The sequence below is a fragment of the Ruegeria sp. A3M17 genome (assembly GCF_003318255.1).
GTDB lineage: Bacteria > Pseudomonadota > Alphaproteobacteria > Rhodobacterales > Rhodobacteraceae > Ruegeria.
This window is the reverse complement of record NZ_QOCF01000019.1, coordinates 90,007-102,915: the sequence shown is the minus strand read 5'-3', so window position 1 is coordinate 102,915 and position 12,909 is coordinate 90,007. Positions and strand designations below refer to the sequence as shown.

General features: G+C 54.6%; 17 protein-coding genes and 1 tRNA gene. 7 read left to right on the top strand and 11 right to left on the bottom strand.

Annotated features, from left to right (window positions below; genetic code table 11):
- Window position 1: 1 nt before the first annotated feature.
- The 3 genes from DS906_RS11735 to DS906_RS11725 form a co-directional block, all read right to left on the bottom strand.
- On the bottom strand, window positions 2-766 hold the full coding sequence (locus tag DS906_RS11735) for a hypothetical protein (RefSeq protein WP_113790354.1): 765 nt from the start codon (window positions 764-766) through the stop codon (window positions 2-4).
- A gap of 74 nt (window positions 767-840) precedes the next feature.
- On the bottom strand, window positions 841-2,259 hold the full coding sequence (locus tag DS906_RS11730; RefSeq protein WP_113790353.1) for a TolC family outer membrane protein: 1,419 nt from the start codon (window positions 2,257-2,259) through the stop codon (window positions 841-843).
- A gap of 95 nt (window positions 2,260-2,354) precedes the next feature.
- Window positions 2,355-3,008 carry a protein-L-isoaspartate O-methyltransferase gene (locus tag DS906_RS11725; protein WP_113790399.1) on the bottom strand — a complete coding sequence of 218 codons (654 nt, stop codon included), beginning with the start codon at window positions 3,006-3,008 and terminating at the stop codon, window positions 2,355-2,357.
- Between the two features lie 227 nt (window positions 3,009-3,235).
- Here DS906_RS11725 and DS906_RS11720 point away from each other — a divergent pair.
- Window positions 3,236-3,309: transfer RNA gene (locus tag DS906_RS11720), tRNA-Cys, on the top strand.
- Window positions 3,310-3,736: 427 nt separating this feature from the next.
- On the opposite strand, the gene DS906_RS22205 is transcribed toward DS906_RS11720, so the two are convergent.
- The 6 genes from DS906_RS22205 to DS906_RS11690 all read right to left on the bottom strand — a co-directional run bounded on the left by DS906_RS22205 (window position 3,737) and on the right by DS906_RS11690 (window position 6,793).
- Complete coding sequence (locus DS906_RS22205) at window positions 3,737-3,913, bottom strand: hypothetical protein (RefSeq protein WP_158541318.1); 177 nt, start codon at window positions 3,911-3,913, stop codon at window positions 3,737-3,739.
- Window positions 3,910-4,461 carry a hypothetical protein gene (locus DS906_RS11715; RefSeq protein WP_113790352.1) on the bottom strand — a complete coding sequence of 184 codons (552 nt, stop codon included), beginning with the start codon at window positions 4,459-4,461 and terminating at the stop codon, window positions 3,910-3,912. Before DS906_RS11715 ends, DS906_RS22205 begins: the two co-directional genes overlap by 4 nt.
- A 209-nt stretch (window positions 4,462-4,670) precedes the next feature.
- Complete coding sequence (locus tag DS906_RS22730; protein WP_113790350.1) at window positions 4,671-5,018, bottom strand: cupredoxin domain-containing protein; 348 nt, start codon at window positions 5,016-5,018, stop codon at window positions 4,671-4,673.
- Complete coding sequence (locus DS906_RS11700; protein WP_113790398.1) at window positions 5,018-5,539, bottom strand: DUF4142 domain-containing protein; 522 nt, start codon at window positions 5,537-5,539, stop codon at window positions 5,018-5,020. The genes DS906_RS22730 and DS906_RS11700 overlap by 1 nt, the downstream gene beginning before the upstream one ends.
- Window positions 5,540-5,721: 182 nt before the next feature.
- A complete protein-coding gene (locus DS906_RS11695; RefSeq protein WP_113790349.1) occupies window positions 5,722-6,273 on the bottom strand; it encodes a carboxymuconolactone decarboxylase family protein in 552 nt (183 codons plus the stop codon).
- 109 nt (window positions 6,274-6,382) lie between these two features.
- Window positions 6,383-6,793 carry a VOC family protein gene (locus DS906_RS11690; protein ID WP_113790348.1) on the bottom strand — a complete coding sequence of 137 codons (411 nt, stop codon included), beginning with the start codon at window positions 6,791-6,793 and terminating at the stop codon, window positions 6,383-6,385.
- A 126-nt stretch (window positions 6,794-6,919) separates the two neighbouring features.
- On the opposite strand from DS906_RS11690, the gene DS906_RS11685 reads away from it, so the two are divergent.
- Window positions 6,920-7,822: a LysR family transcriptional regulator gene (locus DS906_RS11685; protein ID WP_113790347.1), complete on the top strand. Its 903-nt coding sequence runs from the start codon at window positions 6,920-6,922 to the stop codon at window positions 7,820-7,822.
- Window positions 7,823-7,886: 64 nt separating this feature from the next.
- Here DS906_RS11685 and DS906_RS11680 read toward each other — a convergent pair whose 3' ends face one another.
- Both DS906_RS11680 and DS906_RS11675 read right to left on the bottom strand, forming a co-directional pair.
- Window positions 7,887-8,195: a hypothetical protein gene (locus DS906_RS11680; RefSeq protein ID WP_147235235.1), complete on the bottom strand. Its 309-nt coding sequence runs from the start codon at window positions 8,193-8,195 to the stop codon at window positions 7,887-7,889.
- 174 nt (window positions 8,196-8,369) lie between these two features.
- A complete protein-coding gene (locus DS906_RS11675; RefSeq protein ID WP_147235233.1) occupies window positions 8,370-8,672 on the bottom strand; it encodes a hypothetical protein in 303 nt (100 codons plus the stop codon).
- Window positions 8,673-8,689: 17 nt separating this feature from the next.
- Between DS906_RS11675 and DS906_RS11670 the strand changes: the two genes are divergently transcribed.
- The 5 genes from DS906_RS11670 (at window position 8,690) to DS906_RS11650 (ending at window position 12,907) form a co-directional block, all read left to right on the top strand.
- On the top strand, window positions 8,690-9,439 hold the full coding sequence (locus DS906_RS11670; RefSeq protein WP_113790344.1) for a glucose 1-dehydrogenase: 750 nt from the start codon (window positions 8,690-8,692) through the stop codon (window positions 9,437-9,439).
- Between the two features lie 53 nt (window positions 9,440-9,492).
- Complete coding sequence (locus DS906_RS11665; protein WP_113790343.1) at window positions 9,493-9,867, top strand: nuclear transport factor 2 family protein; 375 nt, start codon at window positions 9,493-9,495, stop codon at window positions 9,865-9,867.
- Between the two features lie 92 nt (window positions 9,868-9,959).
- Complete coding sequence (locus tag DS906_RS11660) at window positions 9,960-11,615, top strand: pyridoxamine 5'-phosphate oxidase family protein (protein ID WP_113790342.1); 1,656 nt, start codon at window positions 9,960-9,962, stop codon at window positions 11,613-11,615.
- Between the two features lie 120 nt (window positions 11,616-11,735).
- A complete protein-coding gene (locus DS906_RS11655; protein ID WP_113790341.1) occupies window positions 11,736-12,158 on the top strand; it encodes a hypothetical protein in 423 nt (140 codons plus the stop codon).
- Window positions 12,158-12,907 carry an SDR family NAD(P)-dependent oxidoreductase gene (locus DS906_RS11650; RefSeq protein ID WP_113790340.1) on the top strand — a complete coding sequence of 250 codons (750 nt, stop codon included), beginning with the start codon at window positions 12,158-12,160 and terminating at the stop codon, window positions 12,905-12,907. The genes DS906_RS11655 and DS906_RS11650 overlap by 1 nt, the downstream gene beginning before the upstream one ends.
- Window positions 12,908-12,909: the final 2 nt, after the last annotated feature.

The following is a 12,909-nucleotide window of genomic DNA, read 5'->3' as shown; positions in this document are numbered from 1 at the left end:
GCTACTCGAGGTCCTGCTCGGCCAGGGCCTTGTAGATTTCGCGCCGAACCATCTTGCGGACGTTGCGGGTGATGCGTTCGCCCAAAACACCCTGCAATTCTTCACGGACAACATCAGCGATCATTTTGCGCAATGCGTCTTCGCTTATGCCAGCTATCGCTGAGTCTTCCGCTGTTGCTTCGACGGGGTGAACAGGTGGTGCGGTGATCACCTCGGGGTCGCGAACGAAAGTTGCCCTGGTCGTCGCCACAGCTTCTTTGGCCTTTGCCTGAGTGGGTTCGGCTTTCTTTCCCTCGGTATCCGTAAATTCTTTGCGCGCGCTGAATTCAAGGGCCTTCGCCGGAGTACCGGAGTACTCGTCTTCGCTGTCGCCGTCCGGCTCCCACTGGTCCTCAGTGCGTGCAATCGCCGCCTCTAGGGCTTCGATCTTTGCGCTCAGGCTGTTGGTCGGGTTTTTGGGCGGCTCTGGCGCGGCTTGTTCTTTGTTGGCGGGGTCTTCACGATTTACGATATCGCACGCGCGTAGAAGCATCGGCTTGACCGACGCGTCGGCCGTGTAGCCTGCTTTGGCTTCGGCTTCAATCTCCGGGCTGTCTTGAATGCTGGACGTTCCGCCGACTCGCAATGCATCGGTAAGCACCAATCGCCCGGGCTTGCGGGCGATTGAAGGCGTCGGCTCCGAGGTTTGTTCACCTCTTTCACCGACCAGCCGTTTGATCGAGGACAGCACGTCCTCTACTCTGCCGTTCACGACTTTTTCCGTCATTGTTCTCTACCGCTCTATCCTCAGGATTGAGTGTAGCCAAACAAACCGGGCGTCACAACAGATAGTATTGGCCCTTAGTCGCGACGCAACGCTTTGAGAACACGATCCAGGTCTTTGCTTTGCCTGCTGACCTGAGCCGGCGCTTTCTTGACCAGGTTGTAGTACAGCGTCGGATCATAGATCTGCACGGCCAGTCCCAGACGTTCGGCAGTCAACAGACCCTGTGCCTGCACTAGCTGGTAAGCTGCACGCGAACGCTCGATACGCGACGCAACCTCGGCCAGCTGCGCATCCAGCAGATCCTGCTGGGCGTTCAAAACGTCCAGCGTGGTCCGTGCACCCAGAGTGGCCTCTTCGCGGATACCGTCAAACGCCACTTTCGATGCGCGAACCCGTTCGCTCGACGCCCGCAAACTTGCAGATGCCGCCTGAAAACGGGCATAGGCTTCCGTCACACCCTGAGTGATATCTTTTTGCACATTCAATAGGTTGGCGCGCGAAGCATCCCGTGTAGCCATGGCACGGCGCACGCTTGCAGCCAAACGACCACCAGCGTAAATCGGCTGACTGAAGTTCAGCGAAACACTGCCGTCTTCGATATTGTCATCGTTGTCATAGGTCTCAGTGATACCGGCGTCGGCGTTCAGGCTGACATTCGGACCCAGATTGGCGCGCTGTTGCGCAACGATCAGGTCGAAGGCACGCACCTGATGCTGTGCCGAAAGAATGGCGGGGTGATTGCGCTGCGCCAGGCTGACGGCCTGCGGTTCCGAGCCTGGCAGATTTGGCAGGCTCGGTTGACCAGCTGTGCGTCCGGGCGATTTGCCAACGGCATTGACGTATTCCGCCCGCGCCGTGTCGAGGTTACCGCGGGCAACGGCCAGATCAGCTTGCGAGCTTGCAAGCTGAGCTTGTGACAGCGCAACGTCCGTACGCGTGACTTCGCCTACATCGAACCGGTCCTGCGATGCGCGCAGTTCTTCGGCCGACACGTCGACGTTGTTCAGGCGAATCTGTACGGTTTCTTCCTGCAGAAGCACTTCGAGATACGCATTGGCACCGCGGAAAAGAACCTGCTGTTCGATATCAACAAGGGTCTGTCTGGTCGACAGCACCGTTTCTTGCGCCGATTGCTTGCCCAGAACAGCAGCCCCACCATCATAGAGCAGTTGGCTGAGAGTTAGCCCTGTAAAGAAGTTGTTCGGGTCGGTTCTTGTCACCACATCGCTGATGTTGCGACGGTTGTAGTTGCTGCTAACAGCAACCGTCCAGTTGATGATCGGTCGAAGCGCTGACAATGCGATTGCCACGTCTTCGTCCGCTGCACGCAACAATGCACGGTTCTGTTCCAGCAACCCGCTAGTATTGTACGCGCCAATGAATGCGTCAGTAATATTGTCGGCCCAAACGGCCCGTCCCGGTACAAAGCTAAGTGCGACCCCCGCAGTCAGCGCCAGCGCCTTGACCAGCTTTCCTCCCGCCATAGAACTCATAACGAAATCCTCTCAAATCAAAATTACGCTGCTCTGCCGACAGTTTGCGCGTTTGTGTTCAACTAATCAAGGCGGCAGAACAATCCGCCATAAAACTATAGCGAAAATACACGGCCCGTGGAAAATGCCTGCAAAATCGGTGCATTGGCATTAAACGCGTCCCGCCAGGTCACACGATCCCCGGATTTATGGCCAATACGGACGATCCCCAGTGCACCTTGGACAAAAAGGCACGCAATTCGCCCATGGTCCTTAAGTTGCGCGATCAACGCATCCGGAACCTGTTCCACACCACCCTGGATCATAATCACGTCATAGGGCCCATGTTCGGGGGCACCTTGTTCAAGCGGGCCGACATGGACAATCGCATTGTCTGCCTCCGCCTCCATCAGGATAGACTGAGATTCGGCCGCCAGACTTTCGTCTTCCTCTACGGCAACAACCAGCTGTGCCATGCGCGCGGCAACAGCGGTCGAATACCCCAAGGCCGGAGCAATATCCAAAACCGACTCGTCGTTCGAAATGTTCAAAATGTCCAAAATCTTAGCCAGGGTCCGCGGCTCCAACATGCAGCGCCCTTCACCCAGTTCGATCAACCCCTCGACATAGGCGGCCTCGCGCTGTGCATCCGGTACGAAATTTTCGCGCTTGACGGTCAGCATCGCGTCTATGATGGGAAACTTCGTGACATCAGAAGGACGTATCTGCGTATCGACCATCGTCCGGCGGCGGGCTGCGAAATCTGTCATTGGATCGCTCATCTTGTTCCCTTGGGTGATTGAGTTCTGCCACATCCTTGAAAAACCGGCAACGGCCCAGACATGGAAAGTTACCAATCTTCACAAGATACAACGTCGCAACCGAAGACTAAGATTGCACCCGGCCCTGAAAATTGCGCTCCCCCCTCTGGACGCTCCTGTCGAAAGCTGCTAGAACGCCGGTCACACCACGGCAAGTATTTGATTTTACTTGAAAAGGCGAGTTGGCGGAGTGGTGACGCAGCGGATTGCAAATCCGTGTACACCGGTTCGATTCCGGTACTCGCCTCCAAACAAAATCAATGACTTAGCCGAATTCTCGAAGCTAAATGCGAATTTCAAACACGGATATTTGAAATTATTGCCCTGAGCCATCCTTACAGCTCCAACTTCCAGCGAAAGCGCATGTGCGAGACATTGAGGTGGCTGACCGACCTTCACGGGCAATCAAAAGACCAAAACACAACGTTTTCAGCACTGTTTCCGCATCGCTGCCGTTCATAGAAAACCAATTTAGGTCTGGAGTGCGGGACAATCCGGACTTATGCCATCGCAGCGAATGCAAGTGCAGAAAGTTCAAAGTGACGTTCGCGCGTGCAGCAGCAGCTTTTCGGCGATGCAGCGGTTTTCCCCGGAGCGGTCGTTCAACAGGGCTCAGGTAGGCGGATTCCAATCCGATCATTCGCTGCGGTTGAATTCTACGATTCTGATGCGCGGCCTTATGGGCCTTTGAGATCGCTAACAATCTTTTCCAACTCGGACACTCTCCGATTGAGATCGCCTATTGCTTGATCAACAGGATCGAAATCGAGCGCTTCGTCGAAAGCTTGCAACCATCCGAACAGTCTTTTCCAGCCGGTGATGCCGGCATTTCTGCTTTGGGATAATATCGTCATGGGGTTTTCCTTTGCTGGTTGGCCAGGGGTGTGAAGCCGCTGGTCACGCGGCGATAGGCGACGGCCTGCGAAATCAGGCCGAACAACATCGGGAGAATGAAACCTTGGCCGATAGGCACGGCGGAGATATCGCCGCCTTCCGACATTGCCGCGCCAACGACTATCATTGTGTTTGCGGCGCCGATGGTCAGGGCCAACAAAAGGGCTCTCGCCGGAATGCGGTGAGACAGAGCTGTGCGGAGGAATGTGTCGCGCGGGAACTTGGCCAGTTGTCGTTGGCATATTTCCCGGCTTGCCTGGCGTACACCGAGGACTTGCGAAATTGACGCCACCGCGAATGGCATCACGTAGGCAGTCGCGAGAGGTAGAACCTGCAGACGATTTTCGCCTAAGAGGGCATCCGTCTGGTTCACAAGCGTGAGCAAGCTTCCGAGGATCAGCGCGACAGCCCCTGCTCGGCGGGCGACAGCTATGTCGACGAATGAATAGAGTGACGGCTGACCCGAATCTGCGTAACAGTTTGGTTGGATTTGATAATTGGCAATCATGTGATCTATCCAGTACTTTTCAGATTGGTCTTAATACTCGCCAAGCGGCCAAGACCGAGTGCGTTGGCCAAAATCAGTTTGGCAGTTTCTTCCACCTCATTGTCGGTGTCAGATCCGAATGGGAAGCCGTGGACGGTCATGGCCGTACGCTGGACAGCCAACCTGCCCACCTGAGGGAAAATTGCTCTGGCAATGCCCATCGGTTCATTTCACGCAATTTCGAACGAACCCTTCATATGAGGGTGAAAGGCGCAAAAGTAGCTGGTTTCCATACCCTCAACGACAGTAACTTCTGCGCTGGCACCTTTCGCGAGTTCTTCTGTATCCCATCCAAATTCATCTGCCGTCGCAGTGTGCGGCGCGAGATCTTCGTTTGTCCATTTGATGACGTCTCCAAATCTGACCCGGATGCGATCCGGGACAAATTTAAAGCTCTGGATTTTGAGTTCATGGACGGTTGGCTGACCAGCGGCTGGCGTCTTGGGCACCAAGGGTAGGGCGATCACTGATGCAACCGCCCCCGCTATCGCTTTGCGTCTGGTGACGAGCGCCACCATTAGTTAACCGCATTAACCATCATTTCAGCATGGCCTTCATGGACTTTGAAGATGTCGAGCCCCTGTTGAAACAACGCTTTCACTTCGGCGTTGTCGATGTTCGGGATCATAGTCCCTTCGACCAGGTCATTTACTGTTTGGTGATAGGCCAATTCGTTCGCCGCGTAGGCTTTGTCGAATTCCGCGCCACGCAGTTCTGACAAGTCGTTGATGATCGTTTCAGCGCCTTCATTGAGAGCCTGGCTGAAGAAGTTGTCCTGTGCGGTTGCACCCAGCTTATCAAGCAGACCAAGAGCGGCTGCATTCACAGCCGTGTGGTCGCTGATCATGGTGTTTGCGAACGTATGAATTTCAGGATTGGCCGAGATCGCAAGCGCCAGATGAGCATAGCGGATATCGATGTTGTCGGCTGTATAAGCGACATGCGCCATTTCAAGATCGTTGAGGTCTGCAACTTCTTGGGCCGATGCGGCACCGATCATCAGAGAACCTGCAAACAGTGCAGTGGTGAGTGTTTTCATAAACATTTTGTTTCCTTTGAGTTTGGTTGATGAGTGTGATCGCGGGCATGGGGCGGCGGCGGGGAGAGGCCGCTGCCCGCGATCGATCCGGGCACTTGGGACGAGAGCCGGATATTTGCGTCTGGGTTAGATCAGTGCGTCATCACGACAGTTGATGCCGCACCGGCATTAAGTTGATCCGGTCATGCGGCCTTGGATTGTTCGAATTCGACCGCCGGGAAATCAACAACAGTCTCAGCGACATGGTTGAAATAGTTGGTAAAAAGGTTGGTCGCGACGTTTGCGACGATCTCGACAATCGCGCCGTCGTCGTGACCGGCGGACCGCACATTCGCGATGTCTTCGTTGGTGACAAAGCCACGTTTGACGACGATCTGGCGCGCAAAAATAAGAGCCGCATCGAGTTTGGGATCGTTTGAGCCGCCGTTATAGCGGCGCTCGATCTCCTCGGGCCCAACCTTCAGGCTTTTCGAGATAGCTGCATGAGCCGATGTGCAATATTCGCACCCATTTGCACCGGCGACGGTCAAAGCGATCGCCTCGCGGGTCTGAGCGTCAAATTGACCGCCGGACAACGCGTCACCGAAGGCCAGATGTGCCATCAGGACTGCCGGTGCATTCGCCATGGTTTTAAAAAGATTTGGCGTCATGCCGATCTTCTTTTTGATGCCGTCGAGAAGTTCTTTTGCGTCGCCGGTAGCTGTGGCGGGGTCAATTGCGTTGAGTCTGGGCATGTTCGTTCTCCGTTTTGGTGATGTTTGAATTCTGGACATATGTCCGGTGCTCGAGCGCCAGAGTTCCGGCGTCCGCTCGTCTCTTCCAGGTCTTCTGTGTTGATCTGCCTCAGTTGGCAGGCGCGACGATCTCCATGCGGATTCCACCAGGGATCGTACACATCATATGGTTTGTGGGCCCGCCCATGAGCGGTTCCGGCGAAAATTCGACGTCGACGTTTTCGGTCAATTCCAGTTTTGCGTGGATATCGGTCAGTGTTTTCTGATCATCGACCTTGAGAGCGAAATGGTGCAGCCCGATTACGTTTTTGCGATCGAACGGCACAGCAGTTTTCGGGTCGACTGCCTGCCAAAGCGTGATCATTGTCGAGCCGTCGCTCAAAAATACTGCCGGGTAATCCGGTATCTCTCCAAGCTGCTCGAAACCGAGAGTGTCGACGAAAAAGGCACGCGTTTCCGCCAAGTTCGGAACGGTCAGTCCGATGTGATGTGCACCTCTGGTTACTGCTGTATCTGGCATCGTCGATGTCCTCTCTGCTTAGGTTTGCGCGGTTGTGGCTGTTTCGATGACGCTAATCTCGGGCTTTCCACAGCGATAAAGAACAGGCATTGTTGACAAGAGATTATTTCAAAGGGTGGAACAATCATGGATCGCCTGCAGACCATGTCGGTATTTGTCACGGTCGCGGAGGAGGAGAGCTTCGCGGCAGCAAGCAGGCGCCTGAACATGTCTCCACCATCGGTTACGAGGGCGGTGTCAAACCTTGAGGAGCGGCTTGGCGCGAGGCTGTTGCATCGCACGACGCGCTCTTTGCAGCTCACGGACGCAGGAACGCGCTATCTCGGTGACTGCCGTCGCATCTTGTCCGACATAGTAGAAGCAGATGAACACGCATCGGGCGCTCATGCGGCGCCACGCGGCCTCGTTTCTGTGACAGCTTCGGTGCCCTTTGGCGGCATGGTACTGGCGCCGGTCTTGAATAGCTTGCTGGATCGCTTCCCGGATATTTCGCTCTCGGTGATGCTGGTAGACCGGATTGTGCATTTAATGGATGAAGGAATTGATGTCGCGGTGAGGATCGCCGAACTGCCAGATTCAACACTTTCGGCCATTCGCGTTGGCCAGGTACGACGCGCTTTGTGTGCATCGCCCGAATATCTGGCGAAGAGCGGGCGTCCCAAAACCCTCGAAGATCTCCTAGACCACGAACTCATTGACTTCACAAATATGGCGCAAGGCGGAGAGTGGTTGTTTTCAAAAGACGGGAAAGTCGAACATTTCAAGCCTAAGGCCCGGCTCCACGTCAATAAGGCGGATGTGGCCATCTCGGCCGCCATCGCGGGGCGAGGACTGACACGGGTTCTCTCCTACATGACGCTCGAACACATAAAGGCCGGTGCGCTCGAATTCGTACTTGAAGACTATGAACAGCCAGCGATACCGGTGCATATCGTGCACAAAGAGAGTGGCCAAACAACAGCGCGTGTGCGCGCTGTTGTTGATCATCTGGTCGATCATCTTAGGAAGAGCCCCGCACTAAACCACTGAACAGCGGTGCCGATGCGGCCGTGCTACATGGAGAGAGCAGTGGCAATCTCAACCCTCGGCCTGGTTAGGTTGGATTACCAGCGAGTGATCCAATCTCATGCCAGCTGTCTCCACCGGCAACGACGCAACTGTGGCCTTCGGGGGTCGATGCGAGCACAGTCCACGAACCCGTCTCGCTGATGAGCAATTCGAACATGGATTTGCCGTTTGGGGTAAGACCGCGACCGTAAACGCGTTCGTCATATTGTTTCTCAAGTTTGTCGAGTGTTTCGGTGCGTAGCCCGCAGCTCTGTTGCGCATGAGCATCTGCAGCTGTGAAGAACATCGCGCTGACTGCGAAAAGACCGATAAGGGAACGTGATTTCGTTGACATTGTGGTCTCCTTTTCTTGTGACCGGGGCGGTCTAAAAGTTCCGATGTCTGTATTCTCGGCTCCTTCAACGAAATAATGAACACCCATTCCTGGAAAGGCATTATTGCCGGATGCGCAACGGTCGCGTCAGGCGGGTAATTCGAAACCCGTAAGTGCATAATTGAGGTTTGCAGATCAAAGGGACCTTGCATCGATCGATCCCAAAAGGTGATTCATCGGTGCGCCTTTCTGCATCCGATCCAGATCTGTCAGCAATCGTGACAAAATTGACTTGGCGACTTTCAATCCACCAGCATTGCGCAAACTGAAATGATCAATTGCCAATTTAGCGCGTTCTGCTGAACAGTCGAAAAGCCCAAGTTCCACGGTATCGAAACAAATCAAGCCAGAGCGGCGTTTAGTAGCCTCCGGTTGCCGTCTCGAAACCCGGCTCAAATCTATCGCTGGTGGTTGTGGTTGGCACCATGGTTTTGTCATGGACAAGGAAGAATTGGATGAACAAATTAATCGGAAAGGTCGCGGTAATCACTGGCGGCACCAGTGGGATTGGGCTGGCCACCGCACATCGCTTGATTTCCGACGGCGCTCGGGTCGTCATCACCGGACGTGACCAGCGCACTTTGGATGCCGCCGTTGCGGAGCTAGGCGACCGTGCCAGGGGCATTCGCGGGGATGTCGCAAATCTCAATGATCTGGATCATCTGTTTTCCGAGATACGCGAGGAATACGGCCGGGTCGATGTGCTCTTTGCAAATGCCGGGATTGCTCCGTTTTCACCATTCGAGGCAGTGACGGAAGAGCACTTCGACAGTTTGTTCCAGATAAACGTCCGGGGTCTCTTTTTCACGGTTCAGAAGGCGCTGCCAATTCTTTCAATAAATGCGTCGGTTATTCTCAACGCCTCTGTCGTCGCTCAGTCGGGGTTGCCAAACACGAGCGTTTATGCGGCAACGAAGGCTGCGGTTCGTTCGCTTGGCCGCACGCTGGCTGCCGAACTCTCGCCCCGCGGCATCCGCGTCAACGTTGTCAGCCCAGGGTTGATCGAGACATCGCTGTGGGAAAAAGTCGGACTGAGCAAAAACGAAGTCGACGCATTCGCGACCCAAGTCACTGAACAAACACCGCTTCGCCGCGCCGGAAAGCCGCAGGAAATCGCCGCAACAGTGGCCTTTCTCGCCTCCGATGACGCAAGCTATTTCACCGGAGCGGATCTCGTCGCTGATGGCGGAATGGTACAGGTCTAGGACGGGCTTCAGCGCAGACAAATTGTTACATCAACACAGCAGGAGTGAACGCGATGAATGAGTTGACCGCAATTGCACAACACCATGATGCGATCGGCAAAGTCCTTGACCAGTACATCAAAGGTGCAATGTCCGGCAAAGGCGATGACATGAAACCTGCTTTCCATGCGGACGCCACAGTTTTCGGATATGTCGGAGACAATCTTCTTGCTGGGCCAATCCAGGAACTTTTTTCCTGGAACGACGAGAACGGTCCCGCGACAATGCTCGAGGTGAAGCAAACCAGCATTGATCTCGCCGACAGCGTCGCAACGGCGCGGCTTGAATTGATAAACTGGACCGGCCTTCGATTTACTGATCTGTTCACGCTGCTCAATGTCGATGGGCAATGGAAGATCATGAACAAGGTGTTTCACCTGCATGTTTGAGAACACTCTGATCAGCAATGGGATAACAAAACCAGCCCATACAAATCATCACATGTTTGAACTTCGACGCCTGCCAACGCTTGGAGGTCTGGATGACTGAACAGAAAAAGAAACCAAGCGGAGCCTCCCCATTTCATCATGGCGAGCGCGCAGTCCAAAAAAGGCTTGGCGTCCGTGACATCGAGGATTGGGCGCAAAAGGTCGTTCGCGATTTTTTGCCGGATCAACACCGTGACTTTCACACCGCCTTGCCATTTCTTGTAGCGGCGGCCCGCGATGAAGAGGGTCGCCCCTGGGCAACCCTGCTGGAGGGGCCGGACGGCTTTGTCACCTCTCCAGATCTTCGACATCTGGTGATTGAGGCCAAACCGTCGAATGGCGACGCGCTGGAACATGCGTTCGTTGCGGGTGCGGACGTCGGTATACTCGGCATTGAACTGGCGACACGGCGACGCAATCGGGTCAATGGGCGGGTATCGGAAGATCGAACCAATAGCATCACGTTTGCTGTTGAACAATCGTTTGGCAACTGCCCGCAATATATCCGGGAACGCGAATGGCACAGGGTTGGTGTTGCGCAGCCTAAGGCAGCAAAACTCGGCTCCAGCCTTACAGTCAGTCAACGAGAATGGATTGGATCGGCTGATACGTTCTTCATCGCGACGGGTTATCGCGGCGACGGTGAAAGCCCGACTTTTGGCATGGATGCGTCACACAGAGGCGGAGATCGCGGCTTTGTTCAGGTTGTCAATGAAAACCAGCTGCAATTTCCGGACTACGCGGGCAACAATCACTACAACACAATTGGTAATCTCGTTCTTGATCCGAGGGCGGGTTACCTCTTTATCGATTTTGAAAACAGCAGTTTGCTGCAACTTACGGGGACTGCCTCGATCGATTGGGAGCCCGATGATCTGACTGCGTTTCCAGGCGCTCGACGATTGATTACTCTAGATATCGAGGAAGTTGTCGAATTACCGTCCGCCGTTGGACTTCGTTGGCAGGTAGACGCCGACTCGGTGCGCTCGCTGCGATTGATCGCAAAGACATCTGAAAGCGAAGACGTCACGTCCTTTGTTTTTGAAGCCCGCGATGGTGGGCCACTCCCCGCGTTTGAACCGGGGCAGCATCTGCCCATCGAGCTCGATATTCCCGGTGCAAACGAACCAGCGCGACGCACCTATTCTTTGTCCAGCGCCCCGAAGGATGACCGCTACAGGATAACCGTTAAGCGTGAGCCGAAGGGGTTGGTATCAAGATACATCCACGACCATGTTGAGCCGGGTTCGATTATTGAGAGCCGCCATCCGGCCGGCGACTTCATGATGACATGTAACATCTGTCCGCTTGTTCTGATCAGTGCCGGTGTCGGTATCACGCCGATGGTGAGTATCCTGCGTGCGGTCGCCGCTGAAAACAGCAACCGACCTGTTTGGTTTGTTCACGGTGCCAGGGATGGCCGGCATCATCCGTTCGCTGGGGAAGTCCGCGATCTCGTTGCGGATCGTCCCAATATCAAATCACATGTCCTGTACAGTCGACCGCAAATTGAGGACACAATCGGCACGCACTACGATGCTAAGGGCCGCGTCACTGGCAAACTCATTGCCGAATTGGTTAGCAATGTCGATGCGCACTACTTTCTATGCGGTCCAACGTCGTTCATCGCTCAAATTCGTACAGATCTGGAGGAACAAGGCATTCCGGTTGAGCAAATCCATTATGAGACATTCGGCTCAATTGGGTGATGTTGATGTATCGAGTCGGCGGCGCATGGAAGAGGCATCTGCGACCGGTCGACATTACACCCAACAGGACCTCAACTTGGTAAATTCATATCGAACAATATGAAAAATGGAGAAAAAGAGATGCAAGATACATTGGGATGGATCAAGAATGGGGTCAGGCTTCAAGACGGCAGCGCCCTTGCCGACTGGGAACTGATATATCAAGACGACAGATGGCGTTGGCAGTATGACACCCATGAACTGACGTTCGGTATTTATCACCATGATGGGCAATACTGGAAGCTGTATCAGGTCCGGTTTGTGGCACAGGGTGCAAGCCAATACAGCTATTCCTTTGGCGGGCAGGCCTGCCGCATGGTGCAGGTGGAATATACCAAACGTGCGCGATCCACTCATTCGCATATGCTGATGGATAAAGGCCAAGTGCAGTGGATCCGCACATATGAGTATGATCCGGAAATCATGAAGGTTGTCCGACACGGTGACGAAAGCGAAAAGTACGGCGCGCCGTTCACGGAGATCGAAGACCAGAGGGCGGCCTGATGCTGTCTTCCAGTTTGCCCCTTTGCATCATTACAGGTGTCGGTGATGCAACAGGTACGTCTGTCGTGCGCAGGTTCGCATCCAGCGGCTACAACGTGGCAATGATTGCCCGGAATGAAGGTCGCATCGCGGCACTGGAACAGGAGATCGAGACGGCTTTTGCGTTTCCATGCGACATTTCGGATTTGCAGGCATTTGAGAATACGCTGTCCCGAATTCGCAGCTCCTTCGGCATTCCGCAGGTTCTGATCCATAATGCTGTTGCCCACACTTTCGGACGTCTCATGGAGGTTGATCCGTCAGAGCTGGAGAAGAATTTTCGTGTCAATACGACGGCACTTCTGCACTTTGTCAGGTTTTTTGTCCCGGACATGGTGGACCGAGGCACCGGCACGATCCTTGCGACAGGCAATACCGCTTCGCTGCGGGGGGTGCCGAACTACGTTCTATTCGCCCCTACTAAGGCTGCGCAACGGGTTCTGTGCGAGGCCCTCGCGCGGGACCTTGGACCGCAGGGGATACATGTGGGCTACGTTATCGTCGATGCTGCCATCGATGTAAGTTGGTTGGGGGAAACCGACGCCGATCGCCCGGGCTGGCTTACACCTCCCGCAGATTGGCCACACAAGCGCAAAGATTTTTTTGCCGATCCAAATGGTATCGCCAACGAGATATTCCACATGGCACATCAGGATCGGACGGTCTGGTCGTTTGAAACAACGATCCGGCCGTTTGCCGAACCCTGGTGAGT

Excerpts from the sequence above, each read along its gene's own strand:
- DS906_RS11735 (WP_113790354.1), bottom strand. The coding sequence starts at position 766 with ATGACGGAAAAAGTCGTGAACGGCAGAGTAGAGGACGTGCTGTCCTCG.
- DS906_RS11730 (WP_113790353.1), bottom strand. The coding sequence starts at position 2,259 with ATGAGTTCTATGGCGGGAGGAAAGCTGGTCAAGGCGCTGGCGCTGACT.
- DS906_RS11725 (WP_113790399.1), bottom strand. The coding sequence starts at position 3,008 with ATGACAGATTTCGCAGCCCGCCGCCGGACGATGGTCGATACGCAGATA.
- DS906_RS22205 (WP_158541318.1), bottom strand. The coding sequence starts at position 3,913 with ATGACGATATTATCCCAAAGCAGAAATGCCGGCATCACCGGCTGGAAA.
- DS906_RS11715 (WP_113790352.1), bottom strand. The coding sequence starts at position 4,461 with ATGATTGCCAATTATCAAATCCAACCAAACTGTTACGCAGATTCGGGT.
- DS906_RS22730 (WP_113790350.1), bottom strand. The coding sequence starts at position 5,018 with ATGGTGGCGCTCGTCACCAGACGCAAAGCGATAGCGGGGGCGGTTGCA.
- DS906_RS11700 (WP_113790398.1), bottom strand. The coding sequence starts at position 5,539 with ATGAAAACACTCACCACTGCACTGTTTGCAGGTTCTCTGATGATCGGT.
- DS906_RS11695 (WP_113790349.1), bottom strand. The coding sequence starts at position 6,273 with ATGCCCAGACTCAACGCAATTGACCCCGCCACAGCTACCGGCGACGCA.
- DS906_RS11690 (WP_113790348.1), bottom strand. The coding sequence starts at position 6,793 with ATGCCAGATACAGCAGTAACCAGAGGTGCACATCACATCGGACTGACC.
- DS906_RS11685 (WP_113790347.1), top strand. The coding sequence starts at position 6,920 with ATGGATCGCCTGCAGACCATGTCGGTATTTGTCACGGTCGCGGAGGAG.
- DS906_RS11680 (WP_147235235.1), bottom strand. The coding sequence starts at position 8,195 with ATGTCAACGAAATCACGTTCCCTTATCGGTCTTTTCGCAGTCAGCGCG.
- DS906_RS11675 (WP_147235233.1), bottom strand. The coding sequence starts at position 8,672 with ATGACAAAACCATGGTGCCAACCACAACCACCAGCGATAGATTTGAGC.
- DS906_RS11670 (WP_113790344.1), top strand. The coding sequence starts at position 8,690 with ATGAACAAATTAATCGGAAAGGTCGCGGTAATCACTGGCGGCACCAGT.
- DS906_RS11665 (WP_113790343.1), top strand. The coding sequence starts at position 9,493 with ATGAATGAGTTGACCGCAATTGCACAACACCATGATGCGATCGGCAAA.
- DS906_RS11660 (WP_113790342.1), top strand. The coding sequence starts at position 9,960 with ATGACTGAACAGAAAAAGAAACCAAGCGGAGCCTCCCCATTTCATCAT.
- DS906_RS11655 (WP_113790341.1), top strand. The coding sequence starts at position 11,736 with ATGCAAGATACATTGGGATGGATCAAGAATGGGGTCAGGCTTCAAGAC.
- DS906_RS11650 (WP_113790340.1), top strand. The coding sequence starts at position 12,158 with ATGCTGTCTTCCAGTTTGCCCCTTTGCATCATTACAGGTGTCGGTGAT.